At 63.3% G+C, this 15,324-nt stretch carries 18 protein-coding genes; 8 read left to right on the top strand and 10 right to left on the bottom strand.

From position 1 onward, the window contains the following. Positions 1–47: 47 nt before the first annotated feature. Positions 48–443: an acyl-CoA thioesterase gene (locus tag NKJ26_RS18875; protein ID WP_027024525.1), complete on the top strand. Its 396-nt coding sequence runs from the start codon at positions 48–50 to the stop codon at positions 441–443. A gap of 103 nt (positions 444–546) precedes the next feature. Continuing rightward, entirely contained in the window at positions 547–750 is a 204-nt protein-coding gene (locus tag NKJ26_RS18870; RefSeq protein ID WP_352606552.1) for a hypothetical protein, read from the top strand. 135 nt (positions 751–885) lie between these two features. On the opposite strand, the gene NKJ26_RS18865 is transcribed toward NKJ26_RS18870, so the two are convergent. Continuing rightward, entirely contained in the window at positions 886–1,254 is a 369-nt protein-coding gene (locus NKJ26_RS18865) for a winged helix-turn-helix transcriptional regulator (RefSeq protein ID WP_027024527.1), read from the bottom strand. Between the two features lie 104 nt (positions 1,255–1,358). Here NKJ26_RS18865 and NKJ26_RS18860 point away from each other — a divergent pair, with 104 nt between their 5' ends. Together NKJ26_RS18860 and NKJ26_RS18855 are read left to right on the top strand one after the other, a co-directional pair. After that, positions 1,359–1,964 carry an NADPH-dependent FMN reductase gene (locus NKJ26_RS18860; RefSeq protein WP_352696489.1) on the top strand — a complete coding sequence of 202 codons (606 nt, stop codon included), beginning with the start codon at positions 1,359–1,361 and terminating at the stop codon, positions 1,962–1,964. Positions 1,965–2,283: 319 nt separating this feature from the next. Next, the gene (locus NKJ26_RS18855; protein WP_502903132.1) at positions 2,284–3,162 is read left to right on the top strand and encodes a DMT family transporter; all 879 of its coding nucleotides are present in this window, start codon (positions 2,284–2,286) and stop codon (positions 3,160–3,162) included. A 27-nt stretch (positions 3,163–3,189) separates the two neighbouring features. Here the strand turns inward: NKJ26_RS18855 and NKJ26_RS18850 are convergent, their stop codons facing one another. Both NKJ26_RS18850 and NKJ26_RS18845 read right to left on the bottom strand, forming a co-directional pair. After that, entirely contained in the window at positions 3,190–4,500 is a 1,311-nt protein-coding gene (locus NKJ26_RS18850; protein ID WP_352696487.1) for a hemolysin family protein, read from the bottom strand. Between the two features lie 75 nt (positions 4,501–4,575). Continuing rightward, positions 4,576–5,490, bottom strand: a complete 915-nt coding sequence (locus NKJ26_RS18845; protein ID WP_352696486.1) for a LysR family transcriptional regulator — start codon at positions 5,488–5,490, stop codon at positions 4,576–4,578. Positions 5,491–5,618: 128 nt separating this feature from the next. Between NKJ26_RS18845 and NKJ26_RS18840 the strand changes: the two genes are divergently transcribed. After that, the gene (locus NKJ26_RS18840; protein WP_352696485.1) at positions 5,619–6,641 is read left to right on the top strand and encodes a zinc-dependent alcohol dehydrogenase family protein; all 1,023 of its coding nucleotides are present in this window, start codon (positions 5,619–5,621) and stop codon (positions 6,639–6,641) included. Positions 6,642–6,647: 6 nt separating this feature from the next. Here the strand turns inward: NKJ26_RS18840 and NKJ26_RS18835 are convergent, their stop codons facing one another. Continuing rightward, positions 6,648–7,355, bottom strand: coding sequence for an LssY C-terminal domain-containing protein (locus NKJ26_RS18835; protein ID WP_352696484.1), 708 nt, complete (start codon positions 7,353–7,355; stop codon positions 6,648–6,650). A gap of 268 nt (positions 7,356–7,623) precedes the next feature. On the opposite strand from NKJ26_RS18835, the gene NKJ26_RS18830 reads away from it, so the two are divergent. Next, positions 7,624–8,046 carry an SgcJ/EcaC family oxidoreductase gene (locus NKJ26_RS18830; RefSeq protein ID WP_352696483.1) on the top strand — a complete coding sequence of 141 codons (423 nt, stop codon included), beginning with the start codon at positions 7,624–7,626 and terminating at the stop codon, positions 8,044–8,046. Between the two features lie 135 nt (positions 8,047–8,181). On the opposite strand, the gene NKJ26_RS18825 is transcribed toward NKJ26_RS18830, so the two are convergent. The 3 genes from NKJ26_RS18825 to NKJ26_RS18815 form a co-directional block, all read right to left on the bottom strand. Further along, the gene (locus tag NKJ26_RS18825; RefSeq protein ID WP_352696482.1) at positions 8,182–8,988 is read right to left on the bottom strand and encodes an extensin-like domain-containing protein; all 807 of its coding nucleotides are present in this window, start codon (positions 8,986–8,988) and stop codon (positions 8,182–8,184) included. 119 nt (positions 8,989–9,107) lie between these two features. Further along, entirely contained in the window at positions 9,108–10,160 is a 1,053-nt protein-coding gene (locus tag NKJ26_RS18820) for an extensin-like domain-containing protein (protein WP_352696481.1), read from the bottom strand. A 126-nt stretch (positions 10,161–10,286) separates the two neighbouring features. After that, a complete protein-coding gene (locus NKJ26_RS18815) occupies positions 10,287–10,712 on the bottom strand; it encodes a DUF3775 domain-containing protein (protein ID WP_352696480.1) in 426 nt (141 codons plus the stop codon). Between the two features lie 143 nt (positions 10,713–10,855). On the opposite strand from NKJ26_RS18815, the gene NKJ26_RS18810 reads away from it, so the two are divergent. Together NKJ26_RS18810 and greA are read left to right on the top strand one after the other, a co-directional pair. After that, positions 10,856–11,389: a tetratricopeptide repeat protein gene (locus tag NKJ26_RS18810; RefSeq protein ID WP_352696479.1), complete on the top strand. Its 534-nt coding sequence runs from the start codon at positions 10,856–10,858 to the stop codon at positions 11,387–11,389. 275 nt (positions 11,390–11,664) lie between these two features. Continuing rightward, entirely contained in the window at positions 11,665–12,138 is a 474-nt protein-coding gene (greA, locus tag NKJ26_RS18805) for a transcription elongation factor GreA (protein WP_008877613.1), read from the top strand. Positions 12,139–12,385: 247 nt separating this feature from the next. On the opposite strand, the gene waaC is transcribed toward greA, so the two are convergent. The 3 genes from waaC to rfaD are packed head-to-tail and all read right to left on the bottom strand — an operon-like array spanning position 12,386 to position 15,296. Continuing rightward, positions 12,386–13,369 carry a lipopolysaccharide heptosyltransferase I gene (gene waaC, locus NKJ26_RS18800; protein WP_352696478.1) on the bottom strand — a complete coding sequence of 328 codons (984 nt, stop codon included), beginning with the start codon at positions 13,367–13,369 and terminating at the stop codon, positions 12,386–12,388. Further along, positions 13,366–14,373, bottom strand: a complete 1,008-nt coding sequence (gene waaF, locus NKJ26_RS18795; protein ID WP_352696477.1) for a lipopolysaccharide heptosyltransferase II — start codon at positions 14,371–14,373, stop codon at positions 13,366–13,368. Before waaF ends, waaC begins: the two co-directional genes overlap by 4 nt. Beyond that, positions 14,346–15,296 carry an ADP-glyceromanno-heptose 6-epimerase gene (gene rfaD, locus NKJ26_RS18790; protein WP_352696476.1) on the bottom strand — a complete coding sequence of 317 codons (951 nt, stop codon included), beginning with the start codon at positions 15,294–15,296 and terminating at the stop codon, positions 14,346–14,348. The genes waaF and rfaD overlap by 28 nt, the downstream gene beginning before the upstream one ends. Between the last annotated feature and the right edge of the window lie 28 nt (positions 15,297–15,324).

Genomic DNA, 15,324 nt, shown 5'->3' with positions numbered 1-15,324 from the left:
TGACGATACGGGATCGAGGGGGCAACCGGTCTCGAAGGATTTCTCGCATGGTGCACTACGCGGACGGGCGGCCGATCGGCGATCTGACGCTGCGCACGCTCGCCATGCCTTCGGACGCCAATGCGGCCGGCGACATCTTCGGCGGCTGGGTGATGGCGCAGATGGACCTTGCCTGCGGCATCCGCGCCGCGGAGCGCGCCAGGGGCCGCGTGGTGACGGCGGCGGTGAAGGAGATGTCCTTCGCAAAGCCGATGAAGATCGGCGACACGCTGTGCATCTACACCCATGTCGAGCGCGTCGGCCGCACCTCGATGACGCTCAAGGTCGAGGCCTGGGCACAGCGCTATCTCTCCGACCTGATGGAAAAGGTTACGCACGCCGATTTCGTCATGGTGGCGCTGGATAGCGACGGCAAGCCGAAGGCGGTTCCAGCGGAAAGCTGACGGGAGCCAATTCTCCATTTGTAACACGGCTCGCGCGGGGCGATGCCTTTCGCGACATCCGCTGGTTGCCTCCGTGGCCGATTCTACCGGCGTGGAGAAGACAATGCGTCAACACATGCTGAACGGCTGCCTCGTGGCAGCCCTGGTCGCGCTGGTCTGCCTGCTCGGCATGACCGCTTACGCGGAGGTGACGAAGGATGTCTCCTTCGCGGCGTGCACGCATGACCATCGGGCCCGCGGCGAGCGGGTCGCGCGGTGTGAGATCTGCGCAGCCGTTCGATGCGACAACAGCATCTCAGGAGCTTGAAGCGGCAGCGGCTAGAGGATCGGCACGAGGCATGCGAGCCGCGCAACAAGGCCACGATCCGAGCGGCCGAATTGGAACCTCGAACCAGTTCCAGCTGAAGTCACGCCGGGTGGCATCCCTTGCGGCACAAGGGTTTCAGCCATGCATGACGTCGAATTTTTCGCGTGCAGCCCGCACGCGCTGCGTGTTCCTGCGCGCCCATTCGCCGAGCGCGCTGACCGGAATCAGCAATTCATGGCCGAGTTCGGTCAGTTCATAGTCGACGCGCGGCGGAATGGTCGGGAACACGGTGCGGGTGACGAAGCCGTCACGCTCCAGCCCGCGCAAGGTGGTGGTCAGCATCTTCTGCGAGATGCCGCCGACAGCCGCGCGCAGCTCGTTGAAACGCAGGGGTCCGTTGCCGAGCTTGCCGACCACCAGAACGGTCCATTTGTCGCCGACGCGCTGCAGAATTTCCGAAACGGCGCGGCAGTCCTCGGTGTTAAGCGGGTTCCTCAGTAACAAAAAGGTGCCTCCTTGCGCTGCGAGTTGACAGTATCTCATATAGCGCCGGTATCCAAACGATACCAGCTTTAACTTGCCCCGGAATCGCTTGCTAGGAGAGCCCCATGTCAAAACCCAAGATCGCCATCGTCGTCGGTTCGACCCGCGCCGCACGCTTCGCCGATGTGCCGACCCAATGGATCGCCGAGATCGCCAAATCGCATGCCGACATCAATGTCGAGATTGTCGACCTGCGCGACTTCCCGCTGCCGTTCTTCGACGAGGTCGCGTCCTCCGCCTGGGTGCCGTCGACGAACGAGGTGGCGCAGCGCTGGCAGAAGAAGGTCGCCGAATATGACGGCTTCATCTTCACCGCCGCCGAATACAATCACGGCCCGACGGCCGTGCTGAAGAACGCGATCGACTACGCCGCCAACGAGTGGAACAAGAAGCCGGCCGGCTTCGTCGGCTATGGCAGCGTCGGCGGTGCCCGCGCCGTCGAGCAGCTGCGCCTTCATGCAGTCGAATTGCAGATGGCGCCGGTCAAGTCGGCCGTCCACATCGCCTGGGGCGATTTCCTCGCCGTCCGCCAGGGCGAGAAGAAGCTCGAAGACCTCGAGCATCTGAACGAGGCCGCCACCGCGCTGGTCAACGACGTCGCCTGGTGGGCCAAGGCCCTCAAGACCGCCCGTCAGGCGGACGTTCTCGCCGAGGAAATCAAGGCGGCCTGATCTTCGAAATCATCCTCCCAAGGATACGGGGCGGCGCTTGCGCCGCCCTTTTCAATTATCAGAGGCGCCGACATCATCTACGATACGGTGGGCGATGCCTTGGCAGCCGCACCTACACCACCTACAAAAGCAGGCTTGCGGCCACTGCGCCGATCAGGCGGGTCTTGAGCGCATGGACAAGGCGCAAAGGCCGGTTGGACTGCCATATGGGCGCGGCTGCCATCTGGCCCCGCCGTTTTGCCCTGATATGTCGGGTTGCATCCGTCACCTCGAGTGAGCCCGCGTGAAATCATCCAGCCTGGCCGGCGCCGTCTCCCCCATGATCCCGGTGCTCGTCTGCGCGCTTGGCATCTTCCTGCTGTCCGGCATGGATGCGGCGATGAAGGTGCTGGTCATCGCGGTCGGCGTCTACAATACAGTGCTTTGGCGCAGCATGCTGGCGACCGTGGTCGCGGGCGCGGGCTGGTTGGCGGGGTCGCGCTCGCTTCCTGCTTCCTCGGTGCTGAGGCTGCATGCACTGCGTGCGGTGGTTGTCGGCATTGTCCTGCTGTGCTTTTTTTGGGGGCTCGCAAGGCTGCCGCTCGCGGAGGCGATCGGGCTCAGTTTCGTGGCGCCGCTGTTTGCGCTCCTGCTGGCCGCGCTGCTGCTGGGCGAGAGGATACAGCGCAAGGCGATCTGGGCCTCGCTGGCCGGCATTGCGGGCGTCGCAATCATCGTGGCCGGCCAGTTCGGACACTCAGACTATGCCAGGGATGCCTTGCTCGGCACGGCGGCGGTGCTGGTTTCGACGGTGTTCTATGCCTACAACCTGATCCTCGCGCGGCAGCAGGCGCTGGTGGCTAAGCCGATCGAAATCATGCTGTTCCAGAACCTTTGCGTTGCGCTCATGCTTGGGTCTGCCGCCCCTTGGCTCGCCATTGCCCTGCCGGGCAATCTCTGGCTTCCCCTGGCCGGGGTGACGGCACTGTCGCTCGCCGGCCAGTTCCTGATGAGCTGGGCCTATGCTCGCGCCGAGGCGCAATATCTGATCCCGACGGAATACTCGGCCTTCATCTGGGCGATCGCGCTCGGCTTTTTCTTTTTCGACGAGGCAGTGACCTGGACCACGCTGGCCGGAGCCGGCCTGATCGTGACCAGCTGCCTGATCGCCGCGCGGTCGAACCCCAGACTTGCCGAGCCGATCGAAGTCGCGATTTGATCAGCCCGAACACTTAGTCTCGAAAACTCAGCGCACCATTTCGCGGTGGCCGCCGGGCAGGCGGGTGGCGATCAGCTTGTCGATGCGGCGGCCGTCGAGGTCGACCACTTCGAAGCGCCAGCCTTGCGCGTCGACGCATTCGCCGGTCGCCGGCAGATGGTGCAAGTGCGACAGCACATAGCCGGCGACGGTCTCATAGTCGCGGTTTTCCGGCAGGTCGAAGCCGAGAACTTCGGCCATCTCGTCGGCCTGCATGTAGCCGGCGAGCAGCCATGAGCCGTCCTCGCGCTTGACGGCGTTCTCCTCCTCGCCGGCATCGAGGTCGGAGCGGAACACGCCGGTGATGGCTTCGAGAATGTCGGCGGGAGTGACGATGCCTTCGAAGTGGCCGTATTCGTCATGCACCAGCGCCATCGGCACGTCGGATTCCTTCAGCTTCTGCAGCACATCCAGCGCGTCGGCCTGGTCATAAACAATGGGAGCGGCGCGCACATGCTTGCGTGGATCGAGCGTGCGGCCGGCAAGCAGCGCCGCCAGCACGTCGCGGGTCTGGACGACGCCGATCATGACATCGACGCCACCGTCGCCCGCCGGCAGGCGCGAATGCTGGGTGTCCACCAAGAGCTTGCGGATCGCTGCCTCGTCGGTCTGCAAATTGATCCAGTCAACCTCGGTGCGCGGTGTCATCACCGCCCGTACGGCGCGATCGCCAAGCCGCATGACGCCGGCGATCATGCGCCGCTCGTCGGATTCGATGGTGCCGTGATGCTCGGCCTCGGCAACCAGCATCTTGATCTCCTCGTCGGTGACCTTCTCCTCGCTTTCGCCGCGCTGGCCGAGCAGCCACAGTATGGCGCGGCCGGATATGTCGAGCAGGAAAACCAAGGGGGCCGAGACGGTGGCAAGGATGGTCATGGCCGGCGCCGCTCGCACCGCGACCCGCTCGGGATCGCGCAGTGCGATCTGCTTGGGCACCAGTTCGCCGATGATCAGCGAGCCATAGGTGATGATTGCAACGACGATGCCGACGCCGAGCGGGTCGGCGACGCTTTCACGGATGCCGGTCGATGCCAGGAACTGCGCTAGGCGCTGACCCAGCGTGGCGCCCGAAAAGGCGCCGGAGAGCACGCCGACCAGCGTAATGCCGATCTGCACCGAAGACAGGAACTTGCCGGGATTGGAGCCGAGCGCCAGGGCGCGTCCGGCGCCCTTGACGTTACGGTCGATCATCGCCTTCAACCGGGCTGGGCGCGACGAAACGATGGCGAGTTCCGACATCGCCAAAAGGCCGTTTACGCAGATGAGGACGACCACGATGGCAATTTCGACGTATAGCATGAGGGCTCAATAGCATTGTGGCGCGGTCTTCGAAAATAGTCCGCCGGCATTTTTAGACAATGAGGGTCGCCTCGCTCACGCGGCGTCCCAGGGCGGCGCCGAAAAGTGCTCGACCAGGGCGTCGACGACGACGCGGACCTTCGGTGTCACTGCCCGTGTCACCGGCCATACGGCGTGGACGGCAATGTTTTCGACGAGGCGGTCCGACAGCACCATTTCGAGCGCGCCGCTCTTGAGGCTGTCCGCCGCCAGCCATGTTGGCAGGAAGGTGATGCCGCAGCCGGCAAGGGCGGCGTCGAGCATCGGCTCGCCATTGTCGAGGACCAGCCTTGCTCGCGGTGTGAACTTTCCGATATGGCCGTCGGCCTGCCTTATGGTCCAAGGATGGGCGATGCCGTTGCGGGTGTAGCCGATCAGCTTGTGGCCGGCGAGTTCCTCGATCGTCGGCGGCCTGCCGTGCTCGTCGAGATAGGCGGGGGCAGCCAACACGGCCGAACGCTGGACGTAGAGCCGCCGCGCCGCGAGCGACAGGCTGTCGTCGAGCTCGCCCATGCGAATTGCCAGGTCGATGCCTTCTTCGATGAGATCGACGCGGCGGTCGTTGAAGGAGATCTCCATCGCCAAATCGGGGTAGCGCTTGGAAATGTCGAACAAAACAGGGGCAACGCAGCGCTGGCCGAAGGCCGACGGCAGGTCGACTCGAAGCCGGCCCGAGGGCACCTGCCGGCGCGAGGCAAGCAGCGACTGGGCAGCTTCGATTTCGCACAGTGCCCTGACGCAGGCTTCGTAATAGCTCAAGCCTTCGCTGGTCGGGCTCAGGCTGCGGGTGGTGCGGTTTAGCAGGCGAACGCCAAGCCGCTGCTCCAGCTGTGCGATCGATTTGCCAACCGCCGACTTCGTCACGCGCAGCCGTTCTCCGGCGCCGGTGAAGCTGCCGGCTTCGACCGTTTGAACGAAGGCGACGATGCCTTGCAGATCGGCGGATTCCATGGATGTGTTCCCATTGTAGCGTAATGATCTCCAATTCGTTTCCAATTATGCTGCATGGAAGCGCTTTTTTCCATAGTGAAATGACGTAAATATCTCGCCAGCCACCCCATCCATCCGGAGCAGACGAGATGAACAGCGATATCAACAGATCCTGGCAGATGACCGGTTTCGGCTTGCCCAAGCTGCAACCGGCGCAGGGAAAAGTACCCGCACCCGGGTCTCATGAGCTGCTGGTGCGGATCAAGGCGATATCGCTGAACTACAAGGACCGGATGATCGTCGACGGCGTGCTGATCCCGGACCTCGTCTTTCCCTTCGTGCCGACATCGGATGCGGTGGGCGAGGTCGTTGCCGTCGGCAGCGCGGTCAGCCGTTTCCAGCTTGGGCAGCGCGTGCTGGGCCAAGTGATCGCCGACTGGCCGGACGGCGACGCGCCGCCGGTGCTCCACCAGCACACTTTGGGATCGTCACTGCCCGGCACCTTGTCCGACTATGTGCTCCTTCACGAGGATGCCGCCGTGCTGGCGCCGCCCTCGCTCAGCGACGCCGAGGCTTCGACGTTGCCGATCGCGGCGCTGACGGCCTGGTTCGCGATGGCCGAGGCGACAAGGCCGGTGCCCGGCCAGACCGTTCTCATCCAGGGCACCGGCGGCGTATCGCTGTTTGCATTGCAATTCGCCAAGGCTTTCGGCCTGCGCGCCATCGTCACTTCGAGCAGCGACGACAAGCTCGAGCGGGCCAGGAAACTCGGCGCCTGGCAGGTGATCAACTATCGCACCCAGCCTGCATGGGATGAAGCCGCGCGTGACCTGACGGGTGGGACCGGCGTCAACCATGTCCTGGAGATGGTCGGCGGCGACAATGCGCGGCGATCGCTCGATGCGCTGGCCGCAGACGGCCGCCTGTCGGTCATCGGCCTGCTGGGCAGCATGGAACTCAGCTTTCCAATCGTGCCGTTCCTGCGCAATCGGATCGTCGTGCAAGGCATATCGATCGGCCACCGCCGCGCCTTCGAGCGGATGAACCAGGCGATCGAGGTGCTCGGCATCAGGCCGGTGGTGGACAAGGTCTTCGGCTTCGAAGAGGTGACGCAAGCCTTCCAGCATCTAGAGAAGGGCCCGTTCGGAAAGGTCGTGATCGCCACGACCTAGCCCGCGTCACGGCAGTTGTTTCAAGACGCCGATTTCAGCCTCGCCGTCGGTGAAGTAGGGATCGCCACCGCCATTGCGGCCGGTGGTCGTTGCGCCGATGCCCGCTATGTCGTCGGTCGAGATCAGCATTCCGGCGGTCGCCAGGTCACGCATCAAAAAATCGCGTTCGGCGTCGATGTCGGGGCCGATGTGATGGGTGATGGCGCCGGTGTCATGGCTAAGGCCAACGCCGCGATCGAAGCTGGCCGAGCCCAGCCACAGCGGCCGGCCGTCATCGCCGGTCGCAGCGGTCTGCCAGAAGCGGACATGATGACGCCGGTCGGCGCTGCCGCCGACCGGCTTTTCGAAGGCGAGGTCCTGGGCGCGGCCGTCGAACAGCAGCCGGCTGACCGGCGCGTCGGGGTAGGGGTGGTCGAACAGGACGCTTTCACCGATCTCGATCGCGGTTTTCAAGGTGACGGCGTCGGCGGTGTCCCAGCCGGCGGCGGCGAAGGCATGGACCACCTCCTTCCGCATGCCGACAAGGCCGACATTGATGGGATCGCCGGGAATGCCCTGTGGCGTGTGCGTGACCATCTCGAAGCGCTGGCCGCGAAAGCCGCGATCCCTGAATGTCCAGAATTCCGGCGCCGCGAAATAGGCGAGCGCCAGATAGGCGGCCAGCAAGGCGGCCATCAAGTTGATTGTGCGCCCTCGAAGGCTTCGTTGGCTCATGAATGCCGCTCGATCCGTGCGATATCTGTTGCCTGACAGATCCTGGAAATCAATGGCCATCCGCGCTCCGCAAGTCTATCGTCGGCCGTTCTTTGCGCGGAGGCAGCAATGAAGCGGGAGCCGGCAGGCAAGAGGTCAATGGCGCTGACCGCCGATCTTGTCGCGAGGGTCGAGCGTGTCGAGCCGGACCCCGGTCCCGAACCTCAGTTTGAAATTTGAGCGCGCCGTCGTCGCGATCCGGCCCGAACGCCTATGAAGGAGACGTAGCGTGACGATTAGCAAGCCCGAGCATGTCGCTACTGCTTTTGCGGACGCTTGGAACCGGCATGATATGAATGAGTTCGCGTCTCTGTTCGCTTCCGATGCCAGTTTCGTCAACGTGGTAGGTGTTTGGTGGAAGAACCGATCCGAAATCGAAGCGGCGCACCGAGCTACTCATGCTACCATGTTTCGGGATAGCCGATTGGAAGGCGAAGTCTCTTCGGTTGTGGAATTGGCTCCTGGGCTTGCTGCCGTTCACTACACTTGGACCCTAACGGGAGCATCTGCCCCGGACGGGGCCCCGGCCGGAGTTAGGAAAGGCATATTGCTTCTGATTGTCCAAGAAGGGCAGTCGGGGTGGCGCATCAAGGTGGCTCAGAATACGGATATCGTTCCTGGCACAATCGCCCCAGCCGGCTCGAAAAGCTAACCCACAACTTCATTCGCATCCGCAAGACGCTGAAAATGTCGCCTGCGATCGCCCCTTACAAAAAGTCGGGCGCCGATATTTCAAATTGAGACATTACTCTTCCACCAGTAGCACTCAGCCTGCCTGCTCTTTTTCCTAGCGGCAGGCGCGGTAGCCGTTCTTGCGGTTCTTGATGTCGAAATGAAAATGGTTGCGGTGGTCGTAGTTGTAGCCGGGGCCGAGCACCGTGGTGAAATACTGGCAGCCGTCGGCGCGCGCATTGTTGAGGAAGCCGCGCGTGCGAAAGGCGAACAGGCCGGGCTTGCGCACGTCGATGTCGTCGCCATTGTTGAGCTCGATGCTCATGACGTCGAGCGCATTGCCCTTGCCGTGCTCCGAAAGCACCCCTTCGCCGGCGATTTTGCGGCAGGAATAGCTGGAACCCTGGTGGATGGTCCTGACGCCGGAGAAATAACGCCAGCGGGCGGAAGGAACGAGTTCGTTCTTCGTCCAGCCGGCAAAGGTGGCGGCCATGTCGCAGGTCAGCGTCGCGGCCGGCTTCATCTGGATGCTGCCGATGGCCGAGACCTTGACCGGATAATCGATGCCGCACTGGCCTTCATGGATCGGCGCCAGGTCGGTATAGGCGACGTCGAGGCGCTTCAATTGCTGGCGGCAATCGGTCTCGCTGGCCGGCATCTGCTCGACCGGCGACATCGGCTCGTCCATGCGCGGGTAGGCGGCCTGCGTCATATAGGGATTGGAAGGGACGAGCTGCTGCATGCCCGTATATTGCGGCACGGCGGCAGTCTGCGACCCGACGTCGACGGCGGGCTGCAAAGACAGCACGCTGCCGGTGTTGCAAGCCGAGACGGCCGCGAGGGCAAGCAGGCCCGCCATTATCGCGAAAGGCTTCGGTCGGCGCATGGCAGCGGAAAAGACGGCGCGAAATTTGCCGGCCATTGGCGGAATCCCTGTCCCCAGATGTCCGGCATTTTAACGATCAAGGGTAAAGGAAAACTCAGCGGCCGCGTTCACGCCTGCGGCTGAATTGAGGCAAGCATTCTTTCAGCGGCGATTGCTCACTGGCAGAAGGTGCCGCCATGGCGGCGCGGCTCGAGGTCGAGATGGAAATGCAGGGAATGATCGGCGTCGGCTCCGGGTCCGAGCACGGTCTTGAACGGCCCGCAGGCGGCCTTGCGCACGGCGTTTAGAAACCTGCCCTCCTTTTCGGGCGGTACGGGGCCGACTTCAATCTTTTTGCCGTCGGACAGCGTGAAACCGGCGATATCGAGCGCATTGCCGAAGGCATGTTCCGATAGTTTCCCGGCGCCGTGGCGCGGCCGGCAGACAAAGGCCGAGGCCTGGCCGATCGACTTCAGGTCGGCGCCGAATTCGGCTTTCGCCGCCGGCTGGACGATATCGGCGGCAAAACGCGCCGCCGCCTCGGCCATTGCGCAATTGAGTTCAGGGCCGGGGGCGATATCGATCGACTTGCCGAGCGTCTTCAACACGATGGGGTAGGGGATGGAGCAGCCGATTTCGGGATTGCTTTCGGCCTTGTGCTCCTCGAACTCGACGCCGAGCGTTTTCAGCCGCTCGCGGCAGGCAACTTCCCCGTCGGGCATCTTGTCGCCGGGCAGATCGGCCGAGCGCGGATCGGCGAGCATCTTCCCGGCGCCTGTGTCCGCCGGCTTTCGCGGCGGCTGCGGGGCGACGGCAGGCGGCTCGACGTCCGGTTCCGTGATGTCGGGTTTTGGCGTCGGCGCGGGCGCTACGGCCGGAGGCTCGGGTTCCGCGCCATCGGCCGGTTCGGGGCGTGCTTGCATCGTGCGACCGGATTTTTCTTCGTCGAAGCGATCTGACGCGCCGTTGCTCCCTGGTGTTTGCGTCACCCGGTCTTGCGTGCTTGGAGCGTCCGTGGGACGCGGTTCGGGCACCGGAACGTCGGCAGGTGTCGGGTCCAACGCTTTCTGCCGAGCCGGCTTCCGCTTGAGCCGATGCTTGCCGCGCGCTTCCAGCGGCTGGTCGACCCGCGGTGTCAGGGGCTGTTCGACACGCGATGTCGGGGGCGCGTAATGCCTGTGACGATGTCTGGCATCGGCCGGCGTCGCCAGCAGAGCGGTGACGGCCATGGTGGCCCATGCGATTCTGCATTTTCGGGAAAAGCTCAGCGTCGCCATTGCCTCCGAAAACGGCGCGGCCATGCCGAAGTTGCCTGGCAAGGCATTTCGGAGCGATCACAATCGGTTACCACTGCGTTACGCGCCGATCGCTTCCAGTCCCTGTTCCAGCCAATCGGCAAGCAGCGGCATGCCGAGCAGATACTTCGCCGTGCGCTTGTTGGTGCGCTCGCGCGCCGCGGCAAGCGCGTCCTCCCATTCGGAGCCGTCATAGTCGCCGCGGCCGACCCAGACGAGCGCCACCAGCTCGGCCGCTTCATCGACATTGAGGTCATTGATCAGCTCGCGCAGTTCTTCCTCGGTAAGGTTTCCCGAACTTTCCTCGGCCAGCCCGTCGTGATGATGGTTGGCATGCGCTTGTCCATCGAGTTCGACCTCGTGCTCGGCGCCGTCGGCATAGTCTTCGTTGAGGGCGGCGCTGACCGCCTTGGCCTTGAGGATGAACAGGCGTACGGTGTCGGGGCCGATCGAAAGTTCCCAGTCCTTTTCAAGTTGCCGCTGCACGGGCCGTCTCCGTCAGTCGTTTGCCCGATGATAGCGGATTTGCGGCATCCGTCACCTGATGTTCTCCCGCACGCGTTTTTTCCGGGACGAAAAGCAAGCAGCCCGCCGTTAGTGTTCTATTCTCACCCCTCCAGGAGGCTTTGATGCAAAAAAGAGTGCTGATCCAGGCGGCGAGCGCGCTTATCGCTCTGCAGTTCCTTGCCGTTCCGGTGTTTGCCGCCGGCAGCGGTGTCGACACTAGTACGACGACCCAATGCAAGAAGGGCATGGTCTGGGACAAGAAGAAGAAGAAGTGCGTCGCACCCCAGGAAGGCATGCTGGACGACGACAGCATCTACGATGCGGGCCACGATCTCGCGATGGCCGGTCGCTATGACGAGGCTATCGCCGTGCTCAGCCTTGCCGCCGACAAGCAGGATCCGCGCATTCTCAACTATCTCGGCTATTCGCACCGACATTCCGGCCGCGTTGCCGTCGGCCTCGGCTATTACGAGGAAGCGCTGCGCATCGATCCGAATTACACGCTGGTGCGCGAATATCTCGGCGAGGCGCATCTCCAGATCGGCGATCTGGCCGGCGCCCAGCAGCAGCTGATGGAGATCGAGAAGCGGACCGGCAAGGGCTCGCGCGAATACGGCATGCTGGCCGAGCAGATCGATCATTTCATGAGAAGCTGATCCGGCTCCTCCCAAGACTCTCCAAACGGCCGCGAGCCAATCGCGGCCGTTTTTTTGTCGCCGACTGCCTCGCTGGCAGCTCCACCCGCTGAAAGCGGGGATGATTTTTGCAAAACCGATTTTTGAGCGTGAAAAACCCGCGGAGATTGCTATATTCAGGGAAATTGCGGTGAAACGGTTCCGTTAGCCCGAGGCTGCCGGACCGTTTTCTTTTTATACCCAACGACAAGGCTTCCCCCGAAACGCGGGGGCGGTGGCAGGAAAGGTCAGGCATCATGAACAAGGTCCCGATGACAGGCGAGGGGTTCGCGTCATTGAAGGAAGAACTGCGTTGGCGCCAGCAGGAAGAGCGGCCTCGCATTATCGAGGCGATCTCCGAGGCGCGCTCGCATGGCGACCTGTCCGAGAATGCCGAATACCATGCCGCCAAAGAGGCGCAGAGCCTCAATGAGGGCCGTGTCAACGAGCTCGAGGACCTTATTGCGCGCGCCGAGGTGATCGATGTCACCAAACTCAGCGGCGACAAGGTCAAGTTCGGCGCCACCGTGGTGCTGGTCGACGAGGACACCGAGGAGAAGAAGACCTATCAGATCGTCGGCGATCAGGAAGCCGACGTGAAGTCCGGCCGCATCTCGATCTCATCGCCGATCGCCCGCGCGCTGATCGGCAAGGAAGTCGGCGACGCCATCGAGGTCAACGCGCCGGGTGGCGCCAGAGGCTACGAGATCGTCCAGGTGCAGTTTATTTAGGATTTGAGGGGCGCTGATCTGCGTTTTTCGAGCCTGGATTGCGCTGCCCCTCATCGCCCTGCCGGGCACATCTCCCCGTATAGTGACGGGGAGATGCTTTCATTGATGATTTCGCTAATTTTCAGCTTTGCAAACCAGGCGCCGACTTTGCGTTCAGCGCTCTTCTCCCCGTCACTATACGGGGAGAAGGTGCCGGCAGGCGGATGAGGGGCAGCACAATCCTTTCCGGTTGAATTAATTGATAAAATCAACTCTTGTCAGTCTGGGCAACAGCTTGGCGCTCCAGCAGCCTCTCAGCCTCCGCCACCACGTCCGCCGGCGTCACACGCCCACCCGCCACGGCCAGCAGCGTCGACGCATAGGGCCCATTTGGGCCTGTCAAACCCGGCTCGGTCGCCAGGAATACCGCGACCGTCGGCAGGCCGAAAGCGCTGGCGAGATGGGTCAGCCCCGTATCGGCGCCGATCACCAGCGTCGAGCGGCCGAGAATGGCGGCAATGTCGGCCAGCGGCGATTTGGGCACCACGATTGTCGACGGAACAGCCCCGGCAATCGCTTCGGCGACTGCCTTCTCGTTCGCGTTCGACCAGGTGGTGACCGGCGTCATTCCCCTTTCAACCAGCAGGCGGGCGGTTCCGATCCAGTTTCCGACCGGCCACTTCTTGTCCTCGCGGCTGGTGCCGTGCAGCAGGAAGGCGGTTTTTCCGGCAATGGCGGCCAAAGTGCCGGATGGCGGGACAATGCCGGAGTTGAGCGTCGAAAGGTCAGGCTGATAGCCGAGCGCCAGCCCGAACAGCCGCCGCGTCCGTTCGATGGCATGCAGATCGCGCGGTACGGCGTATGTGACATCGTAGAACAGCGTCGCCGAAGGTTCGCGCGCGCTCGAGCGGTCGAAGCCGGCAATCGCCGCTCCCGCCTGTCGTGCCACCAGGGCCGATTTCAGCAGGCCCTGCGCATCGATGACCAGATCGTAGCGGCACGCGCGCAACGAGCGGCGCAAGGCGGCCGCCTCGCGCCAGGTGCGGCCATCAAACAGTGCCTTGCGCCAGCGCCTGATCGCGACGGTATGAATCCTGCCGATCGCCGGATGCAGCGCCACGATGCCGGCGAACGCCTCTTCGACGCACCAATCGAAAGACACGTCCGGTCGGTTGAGGCTTGCATCCTCGACGGCCGGGAAAGTGTGGATCACATCGCCCATCGACGAGGTCTTGACGATAAGGACTTTCATGCCGCGGCCGGGAGGTCCAGCAGGCGGTCCGCCGCCGCGGCGACCTGCCCGACCTCGAGCGTTTTCAGGCAATTGAGATGGCCGAGCGGGCAGACCTTCTGGTGGCATGGCGAGCAGGAGAGGCCGAGCCAGACCAGTTCGCGCCGATCGGCCAGCGGTGGCGTGTTTTCAGGCGACGTCGAACCGTAGACGGCGACGATCGGCGTGCCGACGGCGGCGGCGACATGCATCAGCCCGCTGTCATTGGAGACGGCCAGCCTGGCGGCTGCAATCAGATCGATGGCATCTTCCAGACGCGTCTGGCCGGCAAGATCGACAATGCCGGGGGCAAGCGCTGCGATCTCCGCGGTCACATCGCGATCGTTCTTCGAGCCGAACAGCGCGACCTTGAAGCCCTTTCCCATGAAATCGCGGGCAAGGCCGGCATAGCTTTCGCTGGGCCAGCGCTTGGCCGGGCCGAACTCGGCGCCGGGCATCAATGCCATGAATTTCTGTGGCGCCAATCCAAAACGGTCGAGCAGGGCAGCCTGGTTTTTCGCGTCCACGGTCAAACTGGGCGCGCGAAAGCTCCCGCCCTGGGCGAGGCCGAAATAGGCCTGCGCGGTGCGCCGCTTCACAGCCTCGGGCAGCGGCACGATGTCGGTCAGCAAGCCATAGCGCATTTCGCGCAGATGACCGAAACGGCGCGGAATGCGGGCAAAGAACGGGATCAGCGCCGATTTCCAGCTGCCCGGCAGGATATAGGCCATGTCGTAGCGGCCGCGCAGCAGGCGACCGAAGCGGCGGCGATGGGTGAATTCCAGCGCGCCGGGCTTCAGCGGAAAGTTGATCTGCTGGCGGATTTCCGGCATGCGCTTGACCAGCGGTGCCGCCCAGGCCGGCGCCAGCACGTCGATCGCGGCGTTGGGATAGAGCTGCTTCAGCGCCGAGAACAGGCACTGCGCCATCACCATATCGCCCACCCAGCGTGGGCCGATCACGAGGATCGTTGGGCTTTCAGCCATTCGACATAGTCTCTGACGCCGGTTTCGACGGTTCGGAATTGGCCATTGTAACCGGCCGCGCGCAAACGGGACATATCAGCTTGCGTGAAGCTCTGGTAGCTGCCCTTGAGGTGGTCGGGAAATTCGACGAACTCGATCTCGCCCTTGCCCAACGCATCGATGACGGTTTCGGCGATGGCGCGGAAGGGTTGGGCGCGGCCGGTGCCACAGTTGAAGATGCCGCTCGAGCCGCGTTTCCACAGCCACAGATTGACGTCGGCGACGTCGCCGACATGGATGAAATCGCGGCTTTGTTCGCCCGGCCCGAAGCCGTCATAGGCACCGAACAGTTTCGGGTTCTCACCGCGTTCGACCTGGTTGAACAAATGAAAGGCGACCGAGGCCATGGCGCCCTTGTGCGCTTCGCGCGGGCCGTAGACATTGAAGTAGCGCAGGCCCGCAACCTGCGAATGATCGGTATCGAAGATGGTGCGCCTGACATAGTCGTCGAACAGTTTCTTGGAATAGGCGTAGACATTGAGCGGCCGTTCCAGCGCCGGATCCTCGCGAAACTCGGCGCCGCCGCCGTAGACGGAAGCCGAGGAGGCATAGAGGAACGGCACGCGCAGCGCCTGGCAGGCATGCAACAGCCGCTTCGAATAAGCAAAATTCACCTCCATCATGAACTTGCCGTTCCATTCGGTGGTGGTCGAGCAGGCGCCCTGGTGGAAGACGGCCTCGATGCGGCCGAGCTCGCCAGCTTCAAGCCGGGCCAGGAAATCGTCCTTGTCGAGATAGTCGGCGATCCTGAGATCGGCGAGATTGACGATCTTGTGGCCGTCGGTGAGGTCGTCGACGATGAGGATGTCGTCATGCCCCTCGGCATTGAGCGCGGCGACGATATTGGAGCCGATCATGCCGGCGCCGCCCGTGACGATGATCATGAAGGCCTCTGGTTGCTTGCGATTCCGG

This window comes from Mesorhizobium sp. M0152 (genome assembly GCF_040322415.1).
Taxonomy (GTDB): Bacteria; Pseudomonadota; Alphaproteobacteria; order Rhizobiales; family Rhizobiaceae; genus Mesorhizobium.
This window is presented reverse-complemented; position numbering and strand designations above follow the sequence as displayed.

What these genes read in the sequence shown, in the direction of transcription:
- NKJ26_RS18825 (WP_352696482.1), bottom strand. Translation starts at nt 8,988, where the DNA reads ATGGCCGGCAAATTTCGCGCCGTCTTTTCCGCTGCCATGCGCCGACCG.
- greA (WP_008877613.1), top strand. Translation starts at nt 11,665, where the DNA reads ATGAACAAGGTCCCGATGACAGGCGAGGGGTTCGCGTCATTGAAGGAA.
- waaF (WP_352696477.1), bottom strand. Translation starts at nt 14,373, where the DNA reads ATGGCTGAAAGCCCAACGATCCTCGTGATCGGCCCACGCTGGGTGGGC.
- waaC (WP_352696478.1), bottom strand. Translation starts at nt 13,369, where the DNA reads ATGAAAGTCCTTATCGTCAAGACCTCGTCGATGGGCGATGTGATCCAC.
- NKJ26_RS18845 (WP_352696486.1), bottom strand. Translation starts at nt 5,490, where the DNA reads ATGGAATCCGCCGATCTGCAAGGCATCGTCGCCTTCGTTCAAACGGTC.
- NKJ26_RS18850 (WP_352696487.1), bottom strand. Translation starts at nt 4,500, where the DNA reads ATGCTATACGTCGAAATTGCCATCGTGGTCGTCCTCATCTGCGTAAAC.
- NKJ26_RS18875 (WP_027024525.1), top strand. Translation starts at nt 48, where the DNA reads ATGGTGCACTACGCGGACGGGCGGCCGATCGGCGATCTGACGCTGCGC.
- NKJ26_RS18835 (WP_352696484.1), bottom strand. Translation starts at nt 7,355, where the DNA reads ATGAGCCAACGAAGCCTTCGAGGGCGCACAATCAACTTGATGGCCGCC.
- NKJ26_RS18820 (WP_352696481.1), bottom strand. Translation starts at nt 10,160, where the DNA reads ATGGCCGTCACCGCTCTGCTGGCGACGCCGGCCGATGCCAGACATCGT.
- NKJ26_RS18855 (WP_502903132.1), top strand. Translation starts at nt 2,284, where the DNA reads ATGATCCCGGTGCTCGTCTGCGCGCTTGGCATCTTCCTGCTGTCCGGC.
- NKJ26_RS18810 (WP_352696479.1), top strand. Translation starts at nt 10,856, where the DNA reads ATGCAAAAAAGAGTGCTGATCCAGGCGGCGAGCGCGCTTATCGCTCTG.
- NKJ26_RS18860 (WP_352696489.1), top strand. Translation starts at nt 1,359, where the DNA reads ATGTCAAAACCCAAGATCGCCATCGTCGTCGGTTCGACCCGCGCCGCA.
- rfaD (WP_352696476.1), bottom strand. Translation starts at nt 15,296, where the DNA reads ATGATCATCGTCACGGGCGGCGCCGGCATGATCGGCTCCAATATCGTC.
- NKJ26_RS18840 (WP_352696485.1), top strand. Translation starts at nt 5,619, where the DNA reads ATGAACAGCGATATCAACAGATCCTGGCAGATGACCGGTTTCGGCTTG.
- NKJ26_RS18870 (WP_352606552.1), top strand. Translation starts at nt 547, where the DNA reads ATGCGTCAACACATGCTGAACGGCTGCCTCGTGGCAGCCCTGGTCGCG.